This is a genomic window from Chryseobacterium sp. YIM B08800 (assembly GCF_026163565.1).
Classification (GTDB): Bacteria; Bacteroidota; Bacteroidia; order Flavobacteriales; family Weeksellaceae; genus Chryseobacterium.
In genome coordinates this window covers 56,040-79,170 of the sequence record NZ_JAPDKN010000002.1, presented here as the reverse complement: position 1 = coordinate 79,170, position 23,131 = coordinate 56,040, and the positions used below count along the sequence as shown (strand labels likewise).

The window sequence follows — 23,131 nt, the reverse complement described above, 5'->3', positions numbered from 1 at the left end:
CTTAAATAAATTAAATTTTAAATTAAAAAAATGTTATACTATCTATACGAATATTTAACGAGCCAAGGCATCCATATTCCTGGAATGGGAATGTTGAGGTACATTTCGTTTCGTGCAGGAATGGCTGTTTTACTTTCATTAATGATTGCTCTCGTTTATGGAAAAAGCATCATCAATTACCTGAGAGGAAAACAGATGGGCGAGTTAGTTCGTGATTTGGGATTAGACGGACAAAAACAAAAAGAAGGAACCCCTACAATGGGTGGTTTCATCATCATTATTGCGACCTTAATTCCGGTATTGCTTTTTACAAGAATTACCAATATTTACATCGTTCTTTTGATCGTAACGGTAATTTGGATGGGAGCGATTGGTTTTATAGATGATTATTTAAAGAAAATAAAGAAAAATAAAGACGGACTAAGCGGAAAATTCAAAATTGTGGGTCAGGTCGGTTTAGGACTAATTATCGGAGTTACAATGTATTTCCACCCGGATATTACAGTTAAAAGAAAGTATGCAGATGCAAAAGTAGTCAACAGAAATAATGTTGAGCAAAATTTTTCGCCGACAGAAAAAATTACCGTTTCCACTGTTCCATTTACCAAAAATAACGAGTTCGATTACAGCGGAATTTTATTTTGGATGAATGACAAAGATGCCCATGAATGGGCATGGATTGTTTTTATTCCCATTGTTATTTTTATTGTAACAGCTGTTTCAAACGGAGCCAATATTACAGACGGGATCGACGGACTTGCCGCAGGAACAAGTACCATTATTCTTTTGGCGCTTGCATTTTTTGCATACGTTTCCGGGAACATTATTTTCGCAGATTATCTCAACATTATGTTCCTCCCGAATATGGGTGAAACTACCATTTTTGCCGTCGCAATGGTCGGAGCGGTTATCGGATTTTTCTGGTACAACACTTATCCTGCGCAGGTTTTTATGGGAGATACCGGAAGTTTGATGTTGGGAGGCGTGATCGCTGTTTTGGCGGTTATTTTAAGAAAAGAACTGATGATTCCAGTGCTTTGTGGAATTTTCTTAATTGAAAATATTTCGGTAATGCTTCAGGTGGTTGTCTTTAAATACAGAAAAAGAAAATTCGGGTTGGAATATGCCCAAAATAATAGATTGTTTAAAATGTCTCCGCTTCATCATCATTATCAGAAAGACGGTTTTCACGAAAGTAAAATCGTTAATAGGATGATTATCATAGGAGTTATGTTGGCAATTGTGTGTCTCATTACATTGAAGATGAGATAGAAAATTAATTTAAAATTGAAAAGATTTAAGCATTTAAAAATTTTTTGAATCATTTAAATCTTTCAATCATTAAATAAAAAAGATATGAAAATAGTTGTTTTAGGAGGTGGCGAAAGTGGATGTGGTGCTGCTTATTTGGCTAAGAAAAAAGGTTTGGAAGTATTTCTTTCAGACAAAGGAGCCATTAAGGATCATTACAGACAATTTTTGACGGAAAATGGTATTGAGTTTGAAGAAGGAAGTCACGATGAAGAAAGAATTCTCAATGCAGACTGGATTGTAAAAAGCCCAGGAATTCCGAAAAAAGCAGAAATGATTATCAAAATTCAAGAGAAAGGGATCAGGCTTTCTTCTGAAATTGAATTTGCATCTGAATTTACCGATGCAAAGATCATTGCCATCACAGGAAGCAACGGAAAAACAACGACAACGTCTTTAATCTATTATATCCTGAAAAATGACGGATTAAATGTAGGTTTAGGCGGAAACATTGGCCAAAGTTTTGCAAAGCAAGTTGCCGATGAGAACCATGAATATTATGTTTTAGAGGTAAGCTCTTTCCAGTTAGATGATATTCAGAATTTCAGACCGTATATTTCTTTATTGTTGAACTTGTCGAAAGATCATTTGGATCAGTACAATTACAACTACGAAGAATATGCTTTAGCAAAATTCAGAATAACTGAGAATCAGGAAAATGATAATTTCTTCATCTACAATAAAGATGACGAAATGAGCAAAAATATTCTTGAAAAATTTGAAATTAAAGCGAAAATGATTCCTTTTTCAACTAAAGAAAAATTGAATGAAGGAGGTTTTGTAAATGAAGATAAAATTGTTGTAAAACTAAAGGACGAATTCTCAATGAAAGTTGATGAGTTGTCTTTATTGGGAAATCATAATGTTGCCAACAGTTTAGCGGCTTCAATTGCAGGTAAAATATTGAAAATCAATAACGAAAGCATAAGAAATTCATTAATGACTTTTCAGGCGGTTGAGCACAGATTGGAGCTTGTTACAGAAATTGAAGGTGTAAAATACATCAACGACAGCAAAGCAACCAACGTAAATGCAACGTATTATGCTTTAGAAAGTATGAAAAATCCTACAGTTTGGATTGTAGGAGGTTTAGATAAAGGAAACGACTATACCGAAATTGAAGATTTAGTTAAAAGAAAAGTAAAAGCAATTGTCTGTTTAGGGATTGATAATCAGAAAATTATCGACTTCTTTAAAAACAAAAAAGAATTGATTTACAGCACTTCAAGCATGGAAGAAGCAGTAGAAACCGCAAAATCATTAGCAAAAAAGGGTGATACGGTTTTACTTTCACCATGTTGCGCAAGTTTTGATCTTTTCAAAAGCTACGAAGACCGAGGTCATCAGTTTAAGGAACAAGTATTAAAATAATTGTAAAATGTAAAAAGTATTAATGTATAAAGATATTTAGAATCATGAATACATTTTACATAAATACATGAATACGAAACGTATGAACGAACAGAATATAGAAGAAAGCAGATTCGAATTTCTAAAGGGCGATAAAGTACTTTGGATGGTCATTCTTGTGATCTCCATTTTCTCTATTTTCCCTGTTTATTCTGCAAGTTCAAACTTAGAATATATCGTAAATAACGGGACTACAACGGGTCATGTTATGAAGCACATGTTCTTTGTGGTTTTAGGTTTGGCAATTATGCGATTGGTGGGAACCGTGAAGTATGAATATATGGGAAAACTCAGCAGTATTATGTTGGGTTTAATGATTATTCTGTTGATTGTCACGATGTTTACAGGACAAACGATTGACGGAGCGAGTGCTTCAAGATGGCTGAAAATTCCGGGAACACCGATTTCGTTCCAGCCTTCGTCTTTTGCTTTTTTAATGTTGATTATTTATCTGTGCAGGTATTTAACCAAGAAGATTACCAGAGAGAGGCTTCCTATTGAGAATGTAATGTACATTTTCGGACCTATTTTACTGGTTTTTGTGTTGGTGGCAAAAGATAATGGTTCTACCGCTTTAATGATTTTAATGGTTTCGGTCATTGTTTTGATTATCGGTCAGTTACATTGGAAATATATTGCAGGATTTATCTCTGCATCATTTATAGCAATCACATTGTTTTTATTAATTGCTTTAAACACAAACATGATTGGCGGAAACCGTGTACATACATGGATGAGCCGTATCGAAACATTTACATCGAGCAAGGCAAAATCTGCAGATGTTGATGATGAAAGTGTAAAAGCAAAAAATTATCAGGTAATGCAGGCAAAAGCTGCCATCGTTCACGGTGGAATTACCGGAATGGGACCTGGTAAATCAGCTTTAAAACAGATGCTTCCACAATCTGCATCCGATTTTATTTTTGCCGTAATTGTTGAAGAATATGGTTTGATTGGAGCCGGATTTCTGATCAGTATGTATCTGATTATGATTGTGAGGATTGTAATGATTGCAAGTAAAATGCCCGCATTTTTCGGCTCGTTGCTCGTTCTCAGTCTCGGTGTGATGATTTTCATACAATTGGCAGTAAATATTGCCGTTGCAGTGAATCTGATTCCGGTTACAGGACAGCCATTGCCACTGATAAGCTATGGAGGAACATCCATGTTGGTAACGTACATCCAGCTTGGAATTATTTTAAATATAAGCTCAAGAATTCAGATTTACGATGAAGAAGGAATGGGCAAAAAACAAAGCATTGTCGAAATAAACGACATTGCATAAATATAAAAGATGAATGATAATTTATAATTGATTTTCATATCGCTAATCAATCATCATTTATCAATAATAAATAAGTATGAACAAAAAACTAAAAGTATTGTTATCCGGAGGCGGAACAGGAGGACACATCTTCCCGGCAATCGCTATTGCAGATGAGATCAAGAAAAGATTTCCTGATGCAGAGTTTTTGTTCATTGGAGCCAACGGAAAAATGGAAATGGAAAAAGTTCCGCAAGCTGGCTACAAAATAGAAGGAATTGACATTGCAGGAATCGACAGAGGAAATATGCTGTCGAATTTAGGTTTGCCTTTTAAAATTTTAAAAAGCTTATCTAAATCTAAAAGAATAATTAAAAACTTTGCGCCTGATTTTGCAGTAGGAACGGGTGGTTTCGCAAGCGGACCAGCTTTATATGAAGCCAGCAAAATGGGAATTCCGATCTTTATTCAGGAGCAGAATGCACATGCAGGAGTGACGAATAAAATTTTAAGTAAAAAAGCAAAAGCCGTTTTTACAGCCTATCCAAAAGTAGAAGGTTTTCCGGCTGAAAAAATAAAATTTTTAGGAAATCCGATTCGTGAGAATATTGTTTCAGGAATGCAGGAAACTTCTTCAGCCAAAGAAAAATTAGGTTTAGATAAAAATAAATTGACCATTTTATCAGTTGGCGGATCTTTAGGTTCAAGAACATTAAACAATGGTTGGAAAGGAAATCTTGATCAACTTAAAGAAAAAGGATATCAATTAATCTGGCAAACCGGAAAATTGGATTATACGGAAATTGTTGGAAGCCAGAAGCTGGAAGCTGGAAGCGAAAATAGCGAAGCTAAAAAAACTTCCGACACCCAACTTCCATCTTCCATCCAAATAAGAGAATTCATCAAAGACATGGAAACAGCCTATTCTGCAGCGGATGTAATTGTTTCTAGAGCAGGAGCAATTGCCATTTCAGAATTGGCGGTAGCGCAGAAGCCTGTTTTATTGATTCCTTTTCCATTTGCAGCGGAAGATCATCAAACAAAAAATGCGATGAATCTGGTTGAAAAAAATGCAGCCAAAATGGTTAAAGATTCTGAAATGCAGGAGAAATTCTGGAATACATTATCAGAGATCTGCGAAAATGAAAATGTAAGAAAAGAAATGTCTGAAAATCTTAAATATTTTGCCAAACCCAATGCGGCAAAAGAAATCGTAGATGAGATATTTAATAAACTGTAAAAAGTATCATTGTAAAATGTATTAATGAAATCATAAATACCCTTTACATGAATACAATAATACAAGAAAAAAGAATGAACAATTTAGAAACATGTCAAAATTTTTACTTCGTTGGAATCGGAGGTATCGGAATGAGTGCTTTGGCACGGTACTTCCATGCTTCGGGTAAAAATGTTTTGGGCTATGATAAAACCAACACGAAATTGACGACGGCTTTAATGAACGAAGGAATTGATATTGTTTTTGAAGATGTCATTGATGAAAAAATTACTTCGCTTAAGAAAGAAAATACATTGGTAATTTATACTCCGGCAATCAAGAAATTGGGGATTTTAGATTATTTTAATGAAAATCAATTTGAAGTTTTAAAACGTGCAAAAGTTTTAGGTTTAATTACCGAAAATACAGATTGTATCGCTGTTGCAGGAACGCATGGGAAGACAACTACGTCTACTTTGGTTTCGCATTTGTGTAAAGAAGCAGATTTGCCTTTTTCATGTTTTTTAGGTGGAATTTCTGAGAATTTTAAATCGAATTTTCTATATAACGGTTCGCAATATTCTGTTGTTGAAGCCGATGAATACGACAGAAGTTTTCTTAACCTTTCTCCGGATTGGGCAGTGATTACTTCTACAGATGCCGATCATTTGGATATTTATGGAGATAAAAATACGATTGAAGAAGGTTTTAAACAGTTTGCAGCTTTAGTTCCGGAAGATAAACAGCTTTTTGTAAGAAAAGGAATTGAAATCGGGAGAGCGCATAAAACCTATGCAGCAAACGAAAAAGCAGATTATTATTCGGATAACCTTCGTATGGATCATGATAAAATCTATTTTGATTTTCATACGCCGACAGAAACAATAAAAGATTTTGTGTGGGATATTCCGGGAATTCACAATGTAGAAAACGCAACGGTTGCATTGGCTATTCTTCATAATCTGGGAGTAGACTTTGAAATTTTAAAGAAAGCAATTGCCAATTTTAAAGGAATTAAAAGAAGATATACAAAACATATTTATCCGAGCGGTAAAATTTATATTGATGATTATGCGCACCATCCAACAGAAATTAATGCTGTGGTTGGTTCAATTAAAACGTTTTATCCGGATAAAAAATTATTGGTAGTTTTTCAGCCGCATTTATTCAGCAGAACAAGAGATTTTGCTGATGGATTTGCGGAAAGTTTAAATCATTCTAATGAATTGATTTTGCTTGATATTTATCCTGCAAGAGAGCTTCAGGAAAATTTTGAAGGAATCACTTCAGATTGGTTGTTAGAAAAAGTGACTTTAGATAAAAAAGAAGTGTCGAATTTATCTGATGCTTTCAACAAAATAAAAGAAAAAGAATTTGACATTCTACTTACCGTCGGTGCCGGAAATATAGATACTTTGTATGACCCGATTTGTGAATGGATGAATAAAATGTAAAAAGTAATAATGTACTAACGTATTAATGACTGCTCATAAATACATTTTACATTAATACATGAATACAAAAAAGTATGAAAAACAAGTACAGAATTTTAAAAATTGCCATCACAGTAATCATTCTTGGGTTCCTGCTGAGTTTCTCGTTGAAGAAATTCGGGGGTCAGAAGATTACGGACAATAAAATTTCTGTAAAAATGAATGAGAAAACTCCGGTTTATTTCATTGATGAAAAAGATATTCGTGAGATTGTAAATAAAGAAAATCCGTCAAGGAAAGTTGGAGATTTAAATATTCCAGAGCTTGAAAAGAAAATTAATGCACTTCCTGCGGTTGACAGTGCGAATGTGTATTTAAATTTAAATGGAAAACTGAATTTAGACATCAAACAAAGAGTTCCGGTTTTCAGGCTGAATTATAAAGGAAAGGATTTTTATGTGGACGAAAAAGGAATAGAATTTCCGATTTCCAAAACCTATTCTCATCCTTGTATGTTGGTGACTGGTGATGTGAAAAAAGATGAATATGAAAAGCTTGCTGAACTGGTTGATAAAATTGACAAAGATGATTTCAGTAAAAAATATTTCATCGGGATATCAAAATATAAAGACAGCTATAATCTTCTTACCAGTGAAGGAAATTATAAAGTTGAAATTGGGGATTTAGATAATATTGAGCTAAAAGTAAAAGGTTTTAAAACTTTTGTTGAGAAATATCTTGTGTTTCAGGACCCTCAGAAATACAGTATGGTTTCGGTAAAATATCAGAATCAGATTGTAACAACACTGAATCCGTATTTTAAAGAAAATGACAGTATTTTAAAAGCAAGTCATAAAGATTTGGCAAAAGCTCCGGTTGCAGTAGTTAAGAAAGCGAGCTCAACTTCTTTAAAACCGAAAGAAAACACGAAACCAAAAGCAGTCGTCAAACCTAAGGAAAAAAAGAAGACTCCGGAAAAGAAAACGGCGACCAAACCAAAGGCAAAAATTAAAATAGAATAAAAAAGAGTCCCGAAAGGACGGCTTAATAAAGGATAGGATGTAATCCTATTTAATAAAAAAAGTAATTAAATCAAATCGAGATATATACAATGGAAAATCAAGAGTATTCAGTAGGTCTTGACATCGGGACAACCAAGATTGTCGCCATTGTCGGAAGGAGGAATGCACACGGGAAAATAGAAATTCTCGGTGTAGGGAAGGCAAAAAGTCTGGGAGTTCATAAAGGAATTGTGAATAATATTTCACAAACCATTAACTCTATTAAGGCAGCTGTGTCTGAAGCACAGTCAAGCGCAGGAGTTCCTATTCATAAGGTAACTGTGGGTATTGCAGGAAAACATATTCGTTCACTGCAGCATTCAGATTACATTATGCGTGAACATCCGGATAGATTCATCACAGATGATGATATTGAAGCGCTAAAAGATCAGGTAAAAAAGCTGGTTATGTTACCGGGCGAGGAAATTATTCACGTACTTCCACAGGAATATAAGGTTGATTCTGAAGGAGAAATTCAGGAGCCTGTCGGAATGCACGGAAAACGTCTGGAAGCAAATTTCCATGTTGTTGTAGGACAAATGGGAAGCATCAGGAACATCGCAAGATGTGTAAGAGAAGCAGGTTTGGAAATGGAAGCGCTTACATTAGAGCCTTTAGCATCTTCTGAAGCTGTTCTTACTAAAGAAGAAAAAGAAGCAGGAGTAGCAATTGTAGACATCGGTGGAGGTACTACAGATATTGCTATTTTTAAAGATAATATCATCCGTCATACTTGCGTCATCCCTTACGGAGGCGGAATTATTACGGAAGACATCAAAGAAGGTTGTTCAATTATAGAAAAGCACGCCGAGCAATTAAAGGTTAAGTTCGGTTCTGCAGTTCCTGAGTTGGAAAAAGACAGCACATTTGTTACGATTCCGGGACTTCATGGAAGACCGGATAAAGAGATTTCTCTTAAAACTTTAGCGCAGATTATCAATGCGAGAGTGGAGGAAATCTTGGAAATGGTTAACACAGAATTGAAAGCTTACGGAGCATTTGAACAAAAGAAAAAACTGATTGCAGGAATTGTATTGACGGGTGGTGGTTCAAACTTGAAACATCTTCGTCAGTTGGCAAATTACACAACAGGTTTCGACAGCAGAATTGGTTTTGCCAATGAATATATTGCAAACGATAAAAACCAGTATCTTAAAGGACCGGAATTTGCTACCTCTATTGGTTTGCTGATGGAAAGTTTGAAAATCAGAGATAAAAAAACAGTTGTTGTAGAAGAGAAAGTTGAAATTGAAGCTGATACAAAAGTTGAGCAAAAAGAAAGTCAGACAAATGTTAATGCTGAATCTCAAACTCAGGCTGCACCGCAAGTAGAAGAAGAGTTTAAAACACCGGTACAAACATCAAGACCTTCGAAACCAACATTCGGACAGTCGCTGATGGAGAAAGTGAAAAAATTCTTTGAAGAAGTAGAATAAATATAAATGATGAATGATAAGCGATGAAAGATTTTCTCATCAACTATCATAGTCGATTATCAATTAGAAAAAAAATAAATATGGAAAATATAGGCACACAAGGATTTTCATTTGATCTGCCAAAAGGAAACTCTTCGATCATCAAAGTTATCGGTGTTGGTGGCGGTGGAAACAACGCCCTGAAACACATGTACGAAAAAGGTATTCACGGGGTAGATTTCGTGATTTGTAATACCGATGCGCAGACTTTAGATAACAATCCGGTTTCAAATAAAGTTCAGTTGGGAGTTACCATTACTGAAGGTCTTGGAGCGGGTGCAGATCCTGAAGTAGGAGAAAAAGCGGCTATCGAAAGTATCGAAGATATTAAAGCAGCAATGGGACAAAACACCAAAATGGTTTTCATCACCGCAGGAATGGGTGGTGGTACCGGAACGGGTGCGGCTCCGGTTATTGCTAAAGTTGCCAAAGATATGGGAATTCTTACCGTAGGTATTGTTACCGTACCTTTCAGCTTTGAGGGAAAAAGAAGATTGGATCAGGCAGAATTAGGACTAGATAAACTAAGAAATAATGTTGATTCATTAATTGTAATCAACAATGATAAATTAAGACAGCAATTTGGTAACCTTGGTTTCAAACAAGGGTTCTCAAAAGCCGATGAAGTTTTAACTAACGCCGCAAAAGGGATGGCAGAGGTTATTACCGGTTACTTTGATGTAAACATTGACTTTAGAGATGCTAAATCTGTGCTTCAGAATTCTGGTACAGCATTGATGTCTACAGGAATGGCTTCTGGCGAAAACAAAGCAGAAGAAGCTGTAAGAAAGGCATTAGACTCTCCATTATTGAACGACAACAAAATTACGGGCGCAAGAAACGTATTATTGTTGATCAGAAGTGGTGTAGAAGAAGCTACAATGGACGAAATCGGTATCATCATGGATTATATCCAGAAAGAAGCAGGTCACACAGCAGATATTATTTTTGGTGTTGGAGCTGACGAAGAATTGGGTGATGCAGTAAGCGTATTGGTGATTGCTACTGGTTTTTCTAACGATAACCAAAAGTTTTCCGGACCTACTGAGAAAATCAGAATTGGTTTAAATGATGCTTTAGACAACCAAAAAACTTCGCCTTTCAAAACAAGAGACGAGAGAGAAGTTGCTCCTGAACAGGGATATGACTTTGGAGGGAAAAATCTTTTCAGATTGGATGATGAAGATCAGGATGCGCCACAGTTTAAGATGACGTCTTCTGAAAAAAAAATGACTATTGAGGATGAAGAGATAAAAACGGAAATAAAATTCTCTGATAGAGAGGAAGATACATTGGAAAGCCCAATTCAGAGTTGGAGAAACGAAGAATTGAGCGATGATAATGATGTCAATTTGTTTTCTTTCGATGACGATCCGAATGATTTAGAAATTCAGTCTTTTTCTTTTGATTTTGAAAATAAAAAAGAAGAACCAAAGGAAAATTCTTTCAACAATAGCTATTCAGATGAAAAAAAGGTTGAGTTTAATTTTACTGTTAACGAACCTGTGGTTGAACCTAAATATGATTTTGGACAGCCAAAAAATGAGTTTGAAACTTCAGTAATCGAGAAAAAAATAGAAGAAACAACCCAAAAAGTTGAAACATTCTATCAAACTCCGGAACAGCCAAAAGTGGAAGAAAGATCTACTTTCCAAAACAGAGCAGAGGTAGAAACTCAGAAACAAACAGAATCTGAATTTACTTTTGTGAATAAGCCTGCAGATCAGGAGAGAGTAGTTGAGAGAAGAAACAAGCTGAAAGAATTCAATTCTCGTTATCAGAATTTCGATAATGTGAATGAATTTGAATCTGTACCTGCTTTCAAGAGAAAAAATATTTCAATTGACGGTTCTAATGCATCAGACCAAAATATCAACACCTATTTGTCTGATAACAACGGAAACATGCAGATCAGAGAAAACAGATTTTTAAATAAAGACGTAGATTAAACAATTTGAAAATGGAATAATTTGAGAATTTGAAAATTAGTGTGTTGTTAAAACAAACAATTTAATTGTACTAAACGAAAACATATTGATAGTCAGTTTAATTAAATATCTATCAAGAATCAATCATTTTCAAATTAATCCATTTTCAAATTTTCAAATTAATTATAATGAGTTTAGAATTAATAATTAGCGAAGCTATAAAAACAGCGATGAGAGCAAAAGACAGAGTTGCTTTAGACTCTCTTCGTGCTGTAAAATCACAAATATTATTGCTGAAAACTGAGGCTTTAGGAGCTGAAGTTTCTGAAGAGCAGGAGATTGCCATTCTTCAGAGGATGATTAAGCAACGTAAAGATTCTTATGAGCAATTTACAGCTCAGGGAAGAAGTGATTTGGCGGAAGTAGAAGAAGCTCAGATGAAAGTAATCGAGCAATTCTTACCAAAACAGCTTTCAGCAGAAGAATTGGAAGCAGAAATGAAAAATATTATCGCTGAAACCGGCGCCGAATCTATCAAAGATTTAGGAAAGGTAATGGGAGTGGCATCAAAAAACTTAGCAGGAAAATCTGACGGAAAAAGTATTTCCGAGATGGCTAAGAAGCTGCTTTCATAAGAGTTCCGTGTTTCGAGTTCCGTGTTTATGCATAATGTTTTAAACTCGTATCTTGCAACGCATACCTCACACACAATAAAGGATATTCAACCTTTGCATATCGATTTGATTAAAGAAGCCCGGAACTTTATGTTTCGGGCTTCATTTATTGTAAATCCTAAATCAATGTTTTTTATAAATATTCTAAAAACTTAAAACAAAACAAAGATAAAGGTGAGGGAATTACATTGTCACTAGATTTTACTCTAATGTCCTGAAAGATTAATAAATAAGTTTTTTTTCATGGAAATCGTTTTTAGAATCATTTCAAATTTAGCAAATATAATTTAATATCAATGTGTTTTATTTAAATATTAATTAAAATTATTATTATATCGTTATATATCAATAGCTTTTCATTTTGTTTATTAAATACTTAGATAGTTTTTATAAATTGTAAAAACCTACAGAATTGTGTAAATTTGTAAACACTTAAAAAAAATAAGAAATGTATCCAACAGATTTAGTAATGCCTATGAAGGCTGAGCTTACAGATAAAGGTTTCGCAGATTTGGCAACTCCAGCACAAGTGGAAGAAGCTTTAAAACAATCAGGAACTACTCTTTTAGTAATCAATTCTGTATGTGGTTGTGCAGCGGGAGCAGCAAGACCTGGAGTTGTTTATTCTTTAACAGGAGATAAAAAACCAGACCATTTGACTACGGTTTTTGCAGGTTTCGATAAAGAAGCAGTAGAAGCAGCGAGAAAGCATTTAGCACCATTCCCTCCAAGCTCACCATGTGTGGCTCTTTTCAAAGATGGGGAACTGGTTCACATGCTTGAAAGACACCACATTGAAGGAAATCCTGCAGGAGCTATTGCAGCAAACTTACAGGCAGCTTACGACGAGTACTGCTAATTTTTTAGCATTTAAAAAGTAATATGAGAACCATTGCAAATTTGTGATGGTTTTTTTGTTTAAATCATTCGTTGAAAATCCAAATATTATTATATTTGTCAGAATGGCAACGAAGGCACTTTTCAATACGGTAGTCAATTGGTTTATCAAGCAAAGGATAGATCAGATTCAGAATTTTATGGATCATCCTATTGATACACAGAAAGGAATCCTGTTTTCCCAGTTATTCCATGCAGAAGATACGGAATACGGAAAGAAGTATGGGTTTAATTCTATTTCTAGTTATCAGGATTTTAAAAATAAAGTTCCGATTGTTTCTTATGAAGAATTTGAACCGTATGTTGAGCGCGCAAGACAGGGTCATAAAGACGTAAGCTGGCCTGGTTACATTAAGCATTTTGCAAAATCTTCGGGTACAACCAATGCTAAAAGTAAATTCATTCCTATTTCTGCAGAAAGCCTTGAATATTGTCACATGAAAGCAGGAAAGGATATGGTTTCCATTTATGCCAATAACCATCCAGAAAATCAGCTTTTCACCAATAAAAATTTACGTTTGGGCGGAAGCTCTGAATTATACGCAGATTTTAATACGAAATTTGGTGATCTGTCGGCTATTTTAATTGATAACCTTCCTTTTTGGGTTGAAATCACAACAACTCCAAGTAAGAAAGTTTCATTGATGGGAGAATGGGAAAGTAAGCTGAAAGCCATTGTTACTGAAGTTAAAAACGAAGATGTAGGAAGTATTTTAGGCGTTCCAAGCTGGATGATGGTTTTATTGCAGAGGGTTTTAAAAGAAACTGATGTGAAAAATGTTTCTGAACTTTGGCCAAACCTGGAAGTGTTTTTTCACGGTGGAATTAGCTTTAAGCCTTATAAAGAGCAGTACAAACCAATTATCGGGAAAGACATTAATTACTATGAAATCTATAATGCTTCTGAAGGATTTTTCGGAATTCAGGACAGATCAAATAGTGATGAAATGCTTCTAATGCTCGATTACGGAATTTTCTATGAGTTTATTCCTATGGATGAGTTTCACCGTTCCAATCCGAAAGTGGTAAGTCTGGAAGGCGTAGAAGTTGGAAAAAACTATGCGATGGTAATTACAACCAATGGTGGACTTTGGAGGTATTTAATAGGAGATACCGTTATTTTCACTTCAATTAATCCCTTCAGAATAAAAATTACGGGTCGTACAAAGCATTATATCAACGCTTTTGGTGAAGAACTGATGATTACCAATGTAGAATCGGCGTTAACCAAAGCTTGTCAGGAAACCAATTCTTCTGTAAAAGATTTTACCGGAGCTCCGATTTTTATGAAAGAAAATGAAAGCGGCGCTCATGAATGGATTTTTGAGTTTAGTGAGCATCCCGAAAATTTAGATTTATTTACCGATATTTTTGATAGACATCTGAAAAGCATTAATTCTGATTACGAAGCTAAAAGATACAATAACATTACGCTGAAAAAACCGGTGGTGCATATTGCAAGACCCAATCTTTTCTATTGCTGGCTTGAATCTAAGGGTAAATTAGGCGGACAAAACAAAGTTCCGAGATTGAGTAACGACAGAGAATATATTGATCCTTTATTGGAGCTAAATAAAGCATAAAAAAACCGCAGAAATTTCTGCGGTTTTTATTATTTTAATAAGTTGATTTTATTTAATCAACAAGCAAAGACAGAACATCTGCCAAATGCATTTCTGCACATATTCCATCCGCATCCGTCATCTTCATCTTTTGGAACATATCCGCCTTGTACTTTTTTCAGATTTTCTCTTGTTAACTTTTTAGCTTTTAATACAGTTGATTTTTTCATAATAACTTGTTTTGTTGATTTTTAGTAATCTAAATATACTAAAAGTTTTATAAATAATCCACTTTTTTCGCTAAAAGATAATCAGATATTTACTTTTTAAGATCTTCTTTAAATTTTTTCGCACCGTCTTCTACTTTCTGTGCTCCTTTTGCAGCTACATCTTTTACATCTTTACTCACATCCTGAGCTCCAGACTTAATGTCTTTTCCAACTTTATTGGCTTCAGCTTTAATGTCTTTTCCTGCAGCATTGATATCCTCTTTTGCTTTCTGAGCAGTATTCTCTATTTTGTCGCCCGCATTATTTACGGTATTTTTGATATCGCTTTTTGCCTTATCTATTTTTGAAGTATCTAATCCGGTACCGATTTCTGTGGTCGTTGTAGTCGTTACAGATCCGTCAGGATTTTCAGTTTTCTCAGTTGTTGTTGACTTTGTGCATGCAACAAATAGTGTAGAAACGGCTACTGCTGCTAAAATGTGCTTTTTCATTGTGTATATTTTTTAATATTGATTTAAATGAATTGATGATTGTATTTTTAAACGAAAAAAGAAACCAAAAATTTTCTTTTGTGATAAAAAACAATTTAATTATTCCTGCTTAGGTTGTTCGGCTGTAGCTTCAGAAACTTTTAGTTTTTTCTCGGCTTCAGCTTTCTTTTTGTTTTCTTTTTCAAGTTCTTCGGTAATCCTTTTTTCTTCCTGTTGCAATTTTAAGGCCTCTTTTAAAGAATCCTGATATTTTTGTGAAGACATTCTTATTTGTCTTGCAATATCAACCGATGTAGCGCCTGCCGAAAAAGAATCTATTGCAGTGGTGTCGTATTTTACTTTTAATTCTTGAACGTTATTTACAACGGGTTCTCGCTGAGAACACGCAACCATTGATAAACATAAAATTACACTGGCAAAAATCACATTTTTCATGTGACTAATTTAATAGAAATTCGGCAATTACAGGATAATGATCTGATAATTTTACAGAATAATCTACCTTATAACTTTTGGGAATAATACTGCGCGATGCAAAAATATAATCTATTCTCAGTGGAAATTTATAATCATGAAAACTGGTAGAGCTTCCATTTCCAGCTTTTACAAAGGCATCATCAAGGTTTTTGCCTAGATTATAATATTCCCAGGAATTAGGAACCGAATTAAAATCTCCTGCAAGAATTACAGGATAAGGCGAGTTATCAACCACTTTTCTGATTTTCTTCACCTGTTCTTCATGCGTTCTGAAAGTAGGAATTAGCCTCGAAAAAAGAGCTTCCATTTTATTGTTTTCTTTTTTCTCAGAGTTTTCATTTTCCAGTCCAAGCATGTTTTTATTTAATCTGAAAGGTTCCAGATAAACATTTACAACTCTTACGATTTTCCCATTGATATTAATATCTGCAAAAAAAGAATTGCCTTTAGAAGCATCATTGATTAAATCTCCCTGCCTCAAAATTTTGTGTTTGGTTTTTAATATCACCGAAGGATATTTTACCAAATCACTTCTGAGTGCTCTGTTGGTGTCTTTTTCCTGCACCAGAATAATATCGGCATTTTGATCTCGGATATATTTTTTTACATTATTCCAACCCAAACTTCCATATTTTACATTGTAGGTTAAAACTTTTATATCTGTTTTTGCGGAAGTAATATTGCTGTTTTGTGGAGAGAAATTTACCCATCGTCTTACAGGATTGTAAAAAATAAATGTTGAAAGAATAAAAATGAGAGCAATTTTTTTTCTTTTAATGATCCAAATAATTGTCAATAAAAGATGGGTTAAAATTAAATAAGGAAAACCTAATGAAAGAAGATTGAGCTTGCTGAAATAATTGGGAGCTATCCAAGCGTTGGCAATGTGCTGATTAACAGTATTAAAACAGCTAAATGGATGAAAAGTAAAAAAGGAAACCGCTTCATGAATTCAAATGTTTGTTTAGTAACAAAAATTCTGCCAATCAGCGTTTTATGAAATTTAAATAAAAGGTTTAATCGATTTTAAAAGTAGCAACTACCGGAAAATGGTCAGAAAGATTTACGGAGTGATCAACTTTGTAGGTTACCGGTTTTATAGATTCTGAAGTAAAAATATAATCTATTCTTAAAGGATATTTGTAATCATGAAAGCTGGTTCCGCTTCCTCTGCCTACTTCATAAAAAGCATCTTTTAACCCTTCTGAAGTTTTATAATATTCATAAGAATTGGGAACGGCATTAAAATCTCCCGCAACAATCACAGGATAAGGAGAATTATCAATACTTTCACGGATGATTTTTACCTGCTCCTGATGCGACTTAAAGGTGGGAATTAATTTCTTGACAATATTTTTCACTTTTTTCTCATCTTCCTCGCTGCTTCCGTTAAGCTTTACCATACTTTTTACAACACCAAAAGATTGTAAATGAACATTAAAAACACGATAGATTTTGCCTTTTATTTCGAGGTCGATTTGTTCGCATTGTGAAGTAATGTCTGTATCAGAAAGGTTTTCAAAAAGATTTTTTCGGGAAACAATTTTATATTTTGAATAAAGACGAATTACAGGAAGGCTGTATTCTCCCTCCAGATTATTTAATTTTAGCTGGCCATTTTCTTCCTGAATAAATATAATGTCTGCATTTTTTTGTTCAAGATAATCTTTTATTTTATCAATTCCTTTTTTCCCGCTTTTCATATTGAAAGAAACAATTTTAAGATTTGCTGTTTCTTTACTTTCAGAAGAATAATTAACCCATCTTTTTACAGGATTTAAGAAAAATAATCCCATAAACATAAAGACAAATGCTCTTTTTTTCCAGCTGAAAATCCAGAAAAATGTGAGCATAATATATCCAATAACTAAAATAGGAAAACCTAAAGAGAGCAAATTAAGCCAAGGAAAAATCTTTGGCGGAATATAAGCATTCAGCAAAACCCCTGTTAACAGAAATAATAATCCTAAATGCAGTATAAAAAGTATTATTCGGAAAATTTTCACAAGATATTATTTGAATCGATACAAGTGTCTTTTCCAGATCTTAGCTAAAATAAATCCTACAATTGCACCTCCAACGTGAGCTAAGTGAGCAATTCCACCACCATTTCCGGAAACTCCCAAATAAATTGAACCTATTACCACAATAGGGAGTACATATTTTACTTTTACAGGAATGGGAATGAACATAATTCCAATTCTTGCTTCTGGATATAAAGTTGCAAATGCAGCAATAACTCCGAAAATTGCTCCGGATGCACCAAGCATAGGCGATTTTAAATCAATTAAAAGTTTTTTAGATAGCTCAAAAATCTCAGGTGTTTTATTATTTAGAAGTATGTCTCCCGAATAATTTATATCTGCTTGTCTATAAATTTCGGTAATGTCAACACCTAATCCTTGTAAAGTATTTGTAATTTGTTGAATTTCAATAAAGTTCCATAAGTTAAATAAACAAAAAGCTCCTAATCCACTTAAAAAATATAGAATCAAATATTTTTTATCTCCTAAAGATTGTTCTAAAATGGGACCGAAACTGTACAAAGTGAACATGTTGAATAAAATATGTAATATACCTGCTTCTTCTTTAAAAGGAGCGTGCATAAACATATGCGTTACAATCTGCCAAGATTTAAAATTGGGCGAAAATGGATAAAAAGCAGATAATAAATTATATAGCTGTGGGTTTTGTAAAATGTAAAGAAAGAAATTAGAAACTATGTAAACTACAATATTTAATATTATTAAATTTCGGGTAATCGGCGGTATATTATTAAACATCTACTTAAAATTTATTTTTAAAATCATTGAACGGAACTTCATAAAAACATCTTTTTCCGTTTGGTAAAAACTCCGGGAAACCAAGTGCTGTAAAATCTTTGATAAGCTGTTCGGCATCTACTTTGTAAATAAAATCAAAACGGGATTTCGACTGCATTTTGTTCCATTGATTCTGGTAAATCTGTAAGAATTCGTCCTCGGTTTTGTATTCTAAAACGTCAAAAAGATTCTCCAGAAATTTCATCACCTGAGATTCTTTCAAACCTTCAGGAACGGCATCAATTCTTAAAACATTTTCGTGAGCTACAGTCATCTCAAACCCTAATTCAGGAAGATGTTTTTTGATTGATTTATACTTGTTCTTTTCAATCTCATTCATGTGGTATTCCAATGAAAATAAAAGAGATTGACTGTTTGTGGATTTCTTTGATTTTTTATTGGTTTCTGCTACCAGAAGACGATGCATTCTGCCTAAATCGAGCATTAAAGTACTGTCTCCTTTGTTAAAAAGCCAATACCCATTAGGAAGTCGCATTAAATCTTCATCAAAATCTTCATCTTCAAAAAGGTTAATTTTCGATGGTTCTGCAGAAATATTCTGATGATACATTGTTGTAAGATTCTGAATTTCTATCTGCGGATTTCCTCTTTCTTCCAAAAAAGGATTGTAATCTCGATCTACAATAATTTCGGGCATTTTGATATTTCCGATGTTGTTGTTTTTATTCGAAAAACCTTTATGCATCATTTCATCAAGCTGCGGATCTCTTTCAAAATCTAAACTTGGGGCAATATTGTAAATTCCTAAAGAACGCTTAATTGTAGAACGAAGCAACGCAAAAATAAGATGCTCATCTTCAAATTTTACTTCCGTTTTTTGTGGGTGAATATTGACATCAATTTTTTCCGGATCTAATTCCAGAAAAAGAAAAAATGTAGGAATATATCCTGGTAAAAGCAATCCTTCAAAAGCTTCCTGAACTGCTTTATTGAAATATGGACTTTTAAAAAATCTTCCGTTTACAAAAAGGAACTGTTCGCCACGCGTTTTCTTGGCACCTTCCGGTTTTGCTACAAAACCATGAAGTTTACACCAGATAATATCTTCTTTAATAGGAATCAGTTGTGGGTGAAGTTTTCTGCCGAAAATATCGACAATTCTCTGCATCTGAGTCCCTCTTCTCAGCTTGAAAATAGGTTCGTCATCATGAAAAAGAGAAAATTCTAAACCTTCATGAGCCAAAGCAACACGCTGAAATTCATCAATGACATGACGGAATTCAATATTATTATTTTTAAGAAACTTTCTTCTTGCCGGAACGTTATAGAAAAGGTTTTTAACTAAAAAATTAGAACCTTCCGAAGTTTGCACCGGTTCCTGAAACTGGAAAACTCCGCCTTCAATGTAGATATTGGTTCCTAATGCAGCATCTTTTTGTTTGGTTTTCAATTCAACCTGGGAAACTGCGGCAATAGAAGCCAAAGCTTCACCACGGAAACCTTTAGTTGCTATTTTAAATATATCTTCGGTTCCTCGTATTTTTGATGTGGCATGTCTTTCAAAAGACATTCTTGCATCGGTTTCAGACATTCCCTTCCCATCATCTACAACCTGAATAAGGTTTTTTCCGGCATCTCTTATGATCAGCTCTATTTTTGTAGCTCCCGCATCGATAGAGTTCTCCAAAAGTTCTTTTACAATAGATGCAGGACGCTGCACCACCTCACCGGCTGCGATTTGGTTGGCTACATGATCGGGTAAAAGCTGAATAATATCTGACATAAATGGGTAATGAACTTACAAAAATAGGCAAAGCAAATAAGATTTAAAACAGTAAAACAATGATTTAAGATTAAGTTATCCCTAACTTTTACACAATCCTATTAAAAAAAGCCCCTAATTGTATAACAATTAAGAGCCCCAAACTAAGTATATACAATTTGTGCTGTCCAAATTTTAATCAATGATCATTACATCATTTTTTCTTCTAAGACCAGTTTAGATTTTTCCGGTCGTTTTTGTTTCATTACCACTTCTGCGCTTCCATGTATTCTGTCGTACAAGTAAGCCATAAGATTGGGTTTTTTATAAATTTTCGAATATCTGTAGCTCGTATAAAAGTGTCTCAGGTGGATTTTATAAAGATCATATCCTATAACCACTACCAAACAAACACTTATCACATAAAATACGCTGAATTCCAGATAATAATAAGTCAGTCCTGAAAATACAGCTCCCATCACATAAGCCAGCATTACACTTGATAAAAGTTTTGCTCTTGCAATCAACTCCGGGTTTTTTCTGTATTTTTTGTGCGTAAACATAGACATCAAAATCCCTAAATCGGTTGTAGTTCCGGTAAGGTGTGTAGTTTTTACCAAAAAGTTGGAGATACTTGCCGTTAAACCATTCTGTAAACCGGTTGCAAAAAGCATCAATCCTACAAGAACCTCAGCTTCTTCTAGCGTTTTCTGATAATAAAACTGTCCGTAAATTCCGACTGCCAAAAGACATAAGATTTCCAGAACAATCGGCATTGCGTGCGCAAAATATTTACTTTTTTTGTTGAAATTAATCACGAAAAAGTTAGCCGTAAAACTACCGAAGAAGAAAAGAAAAATCCATGCTCCGACAACGGCAACCTGACTCCAGTTTCCTTTGCTTATTTCTGCTGCAAAAACGGCGTAATGTCCCGTTACGTTTGAGGTAAATGAGAGAAATATTAATAGAGATGCAATATTTATAGTTCCTGCCGTAAAGGCAGTCAGCGTCCCCAGTTTTATGTTGTCTCCCAACGTCCTGCTGTTACTATAATTTCTTAACATTTTACTTAAATTTTAATCGTTTATTAAAGTCATTTAAACTTCTACAAAAACTTCTGCCAACCTGCCTTTTTCAGGCATAAATTGAGGAGCTTCTAATACCATTTCATGAGATACCAATTCTTTACACTTTTTGATGTAAGGATTCAGATCAAATTTTCCTTTGGTATTTTTGTTTTTAAGCGAAGGCGAGTAATACGCTTCTGAGATCTCTTCTGCTTTCACATAATTGTTAAATGCTCTTTGGAAGCTTCCTGAGAAAACATCGCAAACGATTTTGTGAACCAAATGCGGATATTTATTAACGATAATTCCGTAAGCGTCACAAAATTCCTGAGTTCTTATTTTGTTGAAAATGTTAGATTTTGTTGTAAAAAGAAGATCTCTGATAGAATCTCCCATGTCGTAACCCGATACTAATAAAATTTTGTATTGAGTGTCATTTTCTTCTGCATTTTTCTCTTTTAAAACTCTTTTTAAAATATTTAGAGACTCAAGAGAATAATCTGTTGCTATTAAAATGGTTTTGATCATATCTTTAGATTTAGTTGTGTAACATCTTTTTGATGATACAAAACTATATCTGTAAGATTAGAAGATCTTTGGAACGGAATTAAAATGTAATTAAAGAGATTAAAATGAGATTAGAATTTAATTTTAAGAAAAGCTTCTTTTTGAAGCTAAGTTGGGTTTTCTTCCTTCTGAGTACCATAAATCGTAGGAAAACGCATTTGTACAGTTGTTCCCTGATTTTCGTGTGAACTTACCAACAGTTCACCGTTGTGCATTCTCACAATATTTCTGGCAAGAGGAAGACCGATGCCGTAACCTTCATAATTTCGGGTATTCGAAGCACGAAAAAAAGGGTCATAGATTTTATTCATTTCAGATTCAGGAATACCGATCCCGTTGTCTTTGATGATGATGTAAAGGTCGGTGTCTGTTGCGCCCAGCGAAACTTTTACCTGTTGATGATTAGAATATTTACATCCGTTATTGATAATGTTTGCAACCGCCAAGTGAAGAAGCTGCTCATTGCCCTGAACTTTCAGTTTTTTAGGATTATCGGGAAGCATACTGATGTCGAGGTAAATATTGTTTCGGGAGTCGATTCTTCTTAAAGTTTCGATAACATCCCATAAAAGCTGGTCGATTCTTACTTTATCGATTTTTTGAATTCTGCCGTCAAACCCGGTTTGTGCGATCAGTAAAAGTGCTTTTATTTTTTTATCAAGTTTTTCGGCTTCATCCAAAATGATTTCGAGCGTTTCTTTATATTCTTCTGCTGTTCGGTTGATAGAAAGTGCAACATCGGCTTCGCCCATAATCGAAGTAAGCGGTGTTCTGAGCTCGTGCGAAACATTTCCAATCAGGTGATTTTGAGTCTCAAAAGAGGTTTCGATTCTTGTCAACATAGTATTGAAAGTTTCAACTAACTCGTTTAATTCTTTATTATCTGGTTGAGGTTCAAGTCTTAAATGCAGATTTTCAGAACTAATCTCTTTTACTTTTCCGGTAATCTTTAAAATTGGTCTGAATAAAGTTTTAGACAAATAAAAAGAGAAGATCATGCTGAAAAATATAGAAAGGATCATACAAGTAATCAGCGTTCTCTTCAAAAAACCAAGATAATGAACGACGTAATGGTTCTTTGCTGAAGCAATTGCGATATAATCTTTGTCTTGATATTTAAAGGTCTGACCGATATAATAAAATTCAGAATCGTTGTAATTGGCTTCACCGGATCTGATGATATTTTTAAAAAATGTGTCCGGAATATGCACTTCGTGCGATATTTTTTTGAAATTAGAATCTGTAGGAATTGCAAAAACATAGTCTCTTTCCATCGGAAGTTCTTCGTCATTTCTGCTGTTGAGAATGTAATTTTCGGGAAGGTCGAGATGTTCTTTGCTTTTCTCGATCTGCACAATCGTTGTGGTACGTATTTTCAGCAATTCATAAAACCTCTGATGCGAAAAATTAACAATAGAAAAGTACACCGATCCACCAAAAATCAGAATAACGGTTGTAAAAACAACCATCAAAAGCACCATCGTTTTGGTTTGATTGGTAATGACTTTATTAAACATTTT

At 34.2% G+C, this 23,131-nt stretch carries 21 protein-coding genes; 11 read left to right on the top strand and 10 right to left on the bottom strand.

What is annotated here, in order from left to right:
* Positions 1 to 30: 30 nt before the first annotated feature.
* From mraY to OEW74_RS00620, 11 genes are all read left to right on the top strand, one after another.
* Complete coding sequence (gene mraY / locus OEW74_RS00670; RefSeq protein ID WP_265426651.1) at positions 31 to 1,272, top strand: phospho-N-acetylmuramoyl-pentapeptide-transferase; 1,242 nt, start codon at positions 31 to 33, stop codon at positions 1,270 to 1,272.
* An 84-nt stretch (positions 1,273 to 1,356) separates the two neighbouring features.
* Entirely contained in the window at positions 1,357 to 2,682 is a 1,326-nt protein-coding gene (gene murD, locus OEW74_RS00665) for a UDP-N-acetylmuramoyl-L-alanine--D-glutamate ligase (protein ID WP_265426650.1), read from the top strand.
* A gap of 67 nt (positions 2,683 to 2,749) precedes the next feature.
* A complete protein-coding gene (locus OEW74_RS00660) occupies positions 2,750 to 4,006 on the top strand; it encodes an FtsW/RodA/SpoVE family cell cycle protein (protein ID WP_265426649.1) in 1,257 nt (418 codons plus the stop codon).
* A 76-nt stretch (positions 4,007 to 4,082) separates the two neighbouring features.
* Complete coding sequence (gene murG / locus OEW74_RS00655) at positions 4,083 to 5,225, top strand: undecaprenyldiphospho-muramoylpentapeptide beta-N-acetylglucosaminyltransferase (RefSeq protein ID WP_265426648.1); 1,143 nt, start codon at positions 4,083 to 4,085, stop codon at positions 5,223 to 5,225.
* A gap of 74 nt (positions 5,226 to 5,299) precedes the next feature.
* Positions 5,300 to 6,658, top strand: coding sequence for a UDP-N-acetylmuramate--L-alanine ligase (gene murC / locus OEW74_RS00650; protein ID WP_265426775.1), 1,359 nt, complete (start codon positions 5,300 to 5,302; stop codon positions 6,656 to 6,658).
* 74 nt (positions 6,659 to 6,732) lie between these two features.
* Positions 6,733 to 7,659 carry a cell division protein FtsQ/DivIB gene (locus tag OEW74_RS00645; RefSeq protein WP_265426647.1) on the top strand — a complete coding sequence of 309 codons (927 nt, stop codon included), beginning with the start codon at positions 6,733 to 6,735 and terminating at the stop codon, positions 7,657 to 7,659.
* An 89-nt stretch (positions 7,660 to 7,748) separates the two neighbouring features.
* Complete coding sequence (ftsA, locus tag OEW74_RS00640) at positions 7,749 to 9,134, top strand: cell division protein FtsA (RefSeq protein WP_265426646.1); 1,386 nt, start codon at positions 7,749 to 7,751, stop codon at positions 9,132 to 9,134.
* An 80-nt stretch (positions 9,135 to 9,214) separates the two neighbouring features.
* Positions 9,215 to 11,122 carry a cell division protein FtsZ gene (gene ftsZ, locus OEW74_RS00635; protein ID WP_265426645.1) on the top strand — a complete coding sequence of 636 codons (1,908 nt, stop codon included), beginning with the start codon at positions 9,215 to 9,217 and terminating at the stop codon, positions 11,120 to 11,122.
* 167 nt (positions 11,123 to 11,289) lie between these two features.
* Positions 11,290 to 11,736 (top strand): GatB/YqeY domain-containing protein, encoded by a 447-nt coding sequence (locus tag OEW74_RS00630; RefSeq protein ID WP_265426644.1) that lies wholly within the window; start codon positions 11,290 to 11,292, stop codon positions 11,734 to 11,736.
* A 487-nt stretch (positions 11,737 to 12,223) separates the two neighbouring features.
* On the top strand, positions 12,224 to 12,634 hold the full coding sequence (locus OEW74_RS00625) for a BrxA/BrxB family bacilliredoxin (RefSeq protein WP_265426643.1): 411 nt from the start codon (positions 12,224 to 12,226) through the stop codon (positions 12,632 to 12,634).
* 103 nt (positions 12,635 to 12,737) lie between these two features.
* On the top strand, positions 12,738 to 14,255 hold the full coding sequence (locus OEW74_RS00620) for a GH3 auxin-responsive promoter family protein (RefSeq protein WP_265426642.1): 1,518 nt from the start codon (positions 12,738 to 12,740) through the stop codon (positions 14,253 to 14,255).
* A gap of 56 nt (positions 14,256 to 14,311) precedes the next feature.
* Here OEW74_RS00620 and OEW74_RS00615 read toward each other — a convergent pair whose 3' ends face one another.
* The 10 genes from OEW74_RS00615 to OEW74_RS00570 form a co-directional block, all read right to left on the bottom strand.
* On the bottom strand, positions 14,312 to 14,464 hold the full coding sequence (locus OEW74_RS00615; protein WP_265426641.1) for a bacteriocin-like protein: 153 nt from the start codon (positions 14,462 to 14,464) through the stop codon (positions 14,312 to 14,314).
* A gap of 89 nt (positions 14,465 to 14,553) precedes the next feature.
* Positions 14,554 to 14,955, bottom strand: coding sequence for a hypothetical protein (locus OEW74_RS00610; protein WP_265426640.1), 402 nt, complete (start codon positions 14,953 to 14,955; stop codon positions 14,554 to 14,556).
* A 99-nt stretch (positions 14,956 to 15,054) separates the two neighbouring features.
* The gene (locus tag OEW74_RS00605) at positions 15,055 to 15,390 is read right to left on the bottom strand and encodes a hypothetical protein (RefSeq protein WP_265426639.1); all 336 of its coding nucleotides are present in this window, start codon (positions 15,388 to 15,390) and stop codon (positions 15,055 to 15,057) included.
* Positions 15,391 to 15,394: 4 nt separating this feature from the next.
* Complete coding sequence (locus OEW74_RS00600) at positions 15,395 to 16,228, bottom strand: endonuclease/exonuclease/phosphatase family protein (protein WP_265426638.1); 834 nt, start codon at positions 16,226 to 16,228, stop codon at positions 15,395 to 15,397.
* Between the two features lie 220 nt (positions 16,229 to 16,448).
* Positions 16,449 to 17,438 (bottom strand): endonuclease/exonuclease/phosphatase family protein, encoded by a 990-nt coding sequence (locus OEW74_RS00595; RefSeq protein WP_265426637.1) that lies wholly within the window; start codon positions 17,436 to 17,438, stop codon positions 16,449 to 16,451.
* A 6-nt stretch (positions 17,439 to 17,444) separates the two neighbouring features.
* Positions 17,445 to 18,215, bottom strand: coding sequence for a rhomboid family intramembrane serine protease (locus OEW74_RS00590; RefSeq protein WP_265426636.1), 771 nt, complete (start codon positions 18,213 to 18,215; stop codon positions 17,445 to 17,447).
* Positions 18,216 to 18,219: 4 nt separating this feature from the next.
* Positions 18,220 to 19,998, bottom strand: a complete 1,779-nt coding sequence (mutL, locus tag OEW74_RS00585) for a DNA mismatch repair endonuclease MutL (RefSeq protein WP_265426635.1) — start codon at positions 19,996 to 19,998, stop codon at positions 18,220 to 18,222.
* Between the two features lie 188 nt (positions 19,999 to 20,186).
* On the bottom strand, positions 20,187 to 21,041 hold the full coding sequence (locus tag OEW74_RS00580; RefSeq protein WP_265426634.1) for a YoaK family protein: 855 nt from the start codon (positions 21,039 to 21,041) through the stop codon (positions 20,187 to 20,189).
* 33 nt (positions 21,042 to 21,074) lie between these two features.
* Positions 21,075 to 21,572 carry a hypothetical protein gene (locus OEW74_RS00575; protein ID WP_265426633.1) on the bottom strand — a complete coding sequence of 166 codons (498 nt, stop codon included), beginning with the start codon at positions 21,570 to 21,572 and terminating at the stop codon, positions 21,075 to 21,077.
* A 146-nt stretch (positions 21,573 to 21,718) separates the two neighbouring features.
* Complete coding sequence (locus OEW74_RS00570; protein ID WP_265426632.1) at positions 21,719 to 23,128, bottom strand: sensor histidine kinase; 1,410 nt, start codon at positions 23,126 to 23,128, stop codon at positions 21,719 to 21,721.
* Positions 23,129 to 23,131: the final 3 nt, after the last annotated feature.

Coding starts and splice junctions, on each gene's coding strand:
- OEW74_RS00645 (WP_265426647.1), top strand. CDS start 6,733: ATGAAAAACAAGTACAGAATTTTAAAAATTGCCATCACAGTAATCATT.
- ftsA (WP_265426646.1), top strand. CDS start 7,749: ATGGAAAATCAAGAGTATTCAGTAGGTCTTGACATCGGGACAACCAAG.
- murD (WP_265426650.1), top strand. CDS start 1,357: ATGAAAATAGTTGTTTTAGGAGGTGGCGAAAGTGGATGTGGTGCTGCT.
- mraY (WP_265426651.1), top strand. CDS start 31: ATGTTATACTATCTATACGAATATTTAACGAGCCAAGGCATCCATATT.
- OEW74_RS00630 (WP_265426644.1), top strand. CDS start 11,290: ATGAGTTTAGAATTAATAATTAGCGAAGCTATAAAAACAGCGATGAGA.
- OEW74_RS00570 (WP_265426632.1), bottom strand. CDS start 23,128: ATGTTTAATAAAGTCATTACCAATCAAACCAAAACGATGGTGCTTTTG.
- ftsZ (WP_265426645.1), top strand. CDS start 9,215: ATGGAAAATATAGGCACACAAGGATTTTCATTTGATCTGCCAAAAGGA.
- OEW74_RS00620 (WP_265426642.1), top strand. CDS start 12,738: ATGGCAACGAAGGCACTTTTCAATACGGTAGTCAATTGGTTTATCAAG.
- OEW74_RS00575 (WP_265426633.1), bottom strand. CDS start 21,572: ATGATCAAAACCATTTTAATAGCAACAGATTATTCTCTTGAGTCTCTA.
- OEW74_RS00660 (WP_265426649.1), top strand. CDS start 2,750: ATGAATACGAAACGTATGAACGAACAGAATATAGAAGAAAGCAGATTC.
- OEW74_RS00580 (WP_265426634.1), bottom strand. CDS start 21,041: ATGTTAAGAAATTATAGTAACAGCAGGACGTTGGGAGACAACATAAAA.
- mutL (WP_265426635.1), bottom strand. CDS start 19,998: ATGTCAGATATTATTCAGCTTTTACCCGATCATGTAGCCAACCAAATC.
- murG (WP_265426648.1), top strand. CDS start 4,083: ATGAACAAAAAACTAAAAGTATTGTTATCCGGAGGCGGAACAGGAGGA.
- OEW74_RS00590 (WP_265426636.1), bottom strand. CDS start 18,215: ATGTTTAATAATATACCGCCGATTACCCGAAATTTAATAATATTAAAT.
- OEW74_RS00615 (WP_265426641.1), bottom strand. CDS start 14,464: ATGAAAAAATCAACTGTATTAAAAGCTAAAAAGTTAACAAGAGAAAAT.
- OEW74_RS00605 (WP_265426639.1), bottom strand. CDS start 15,390: ATGAAAAATGTGATTTTTGCCAGTGTAATTTTATGTTTATCAATGGTT.
- OEW74_RS00610 (WP_265426640.1), bottom strand. CDS start 14,955: ATGAAAAAGCACATTTTAGCAGCAGTAGCCGTTTCTACACTATTTGTT.
- murC (WP_265426775.1), top strand. CDS start 5,300: ATGAACAATTTAGAAACATGTCAAAATTTTTACTTCGTTGGAATCGGA.
- OEW74_RS00625 (WP_265426643.1), top strand. CDS start 12,224: ATGTATCCAACAGATTTAGTAATGCCTATGAAGGCTGAGCTTACAGAT.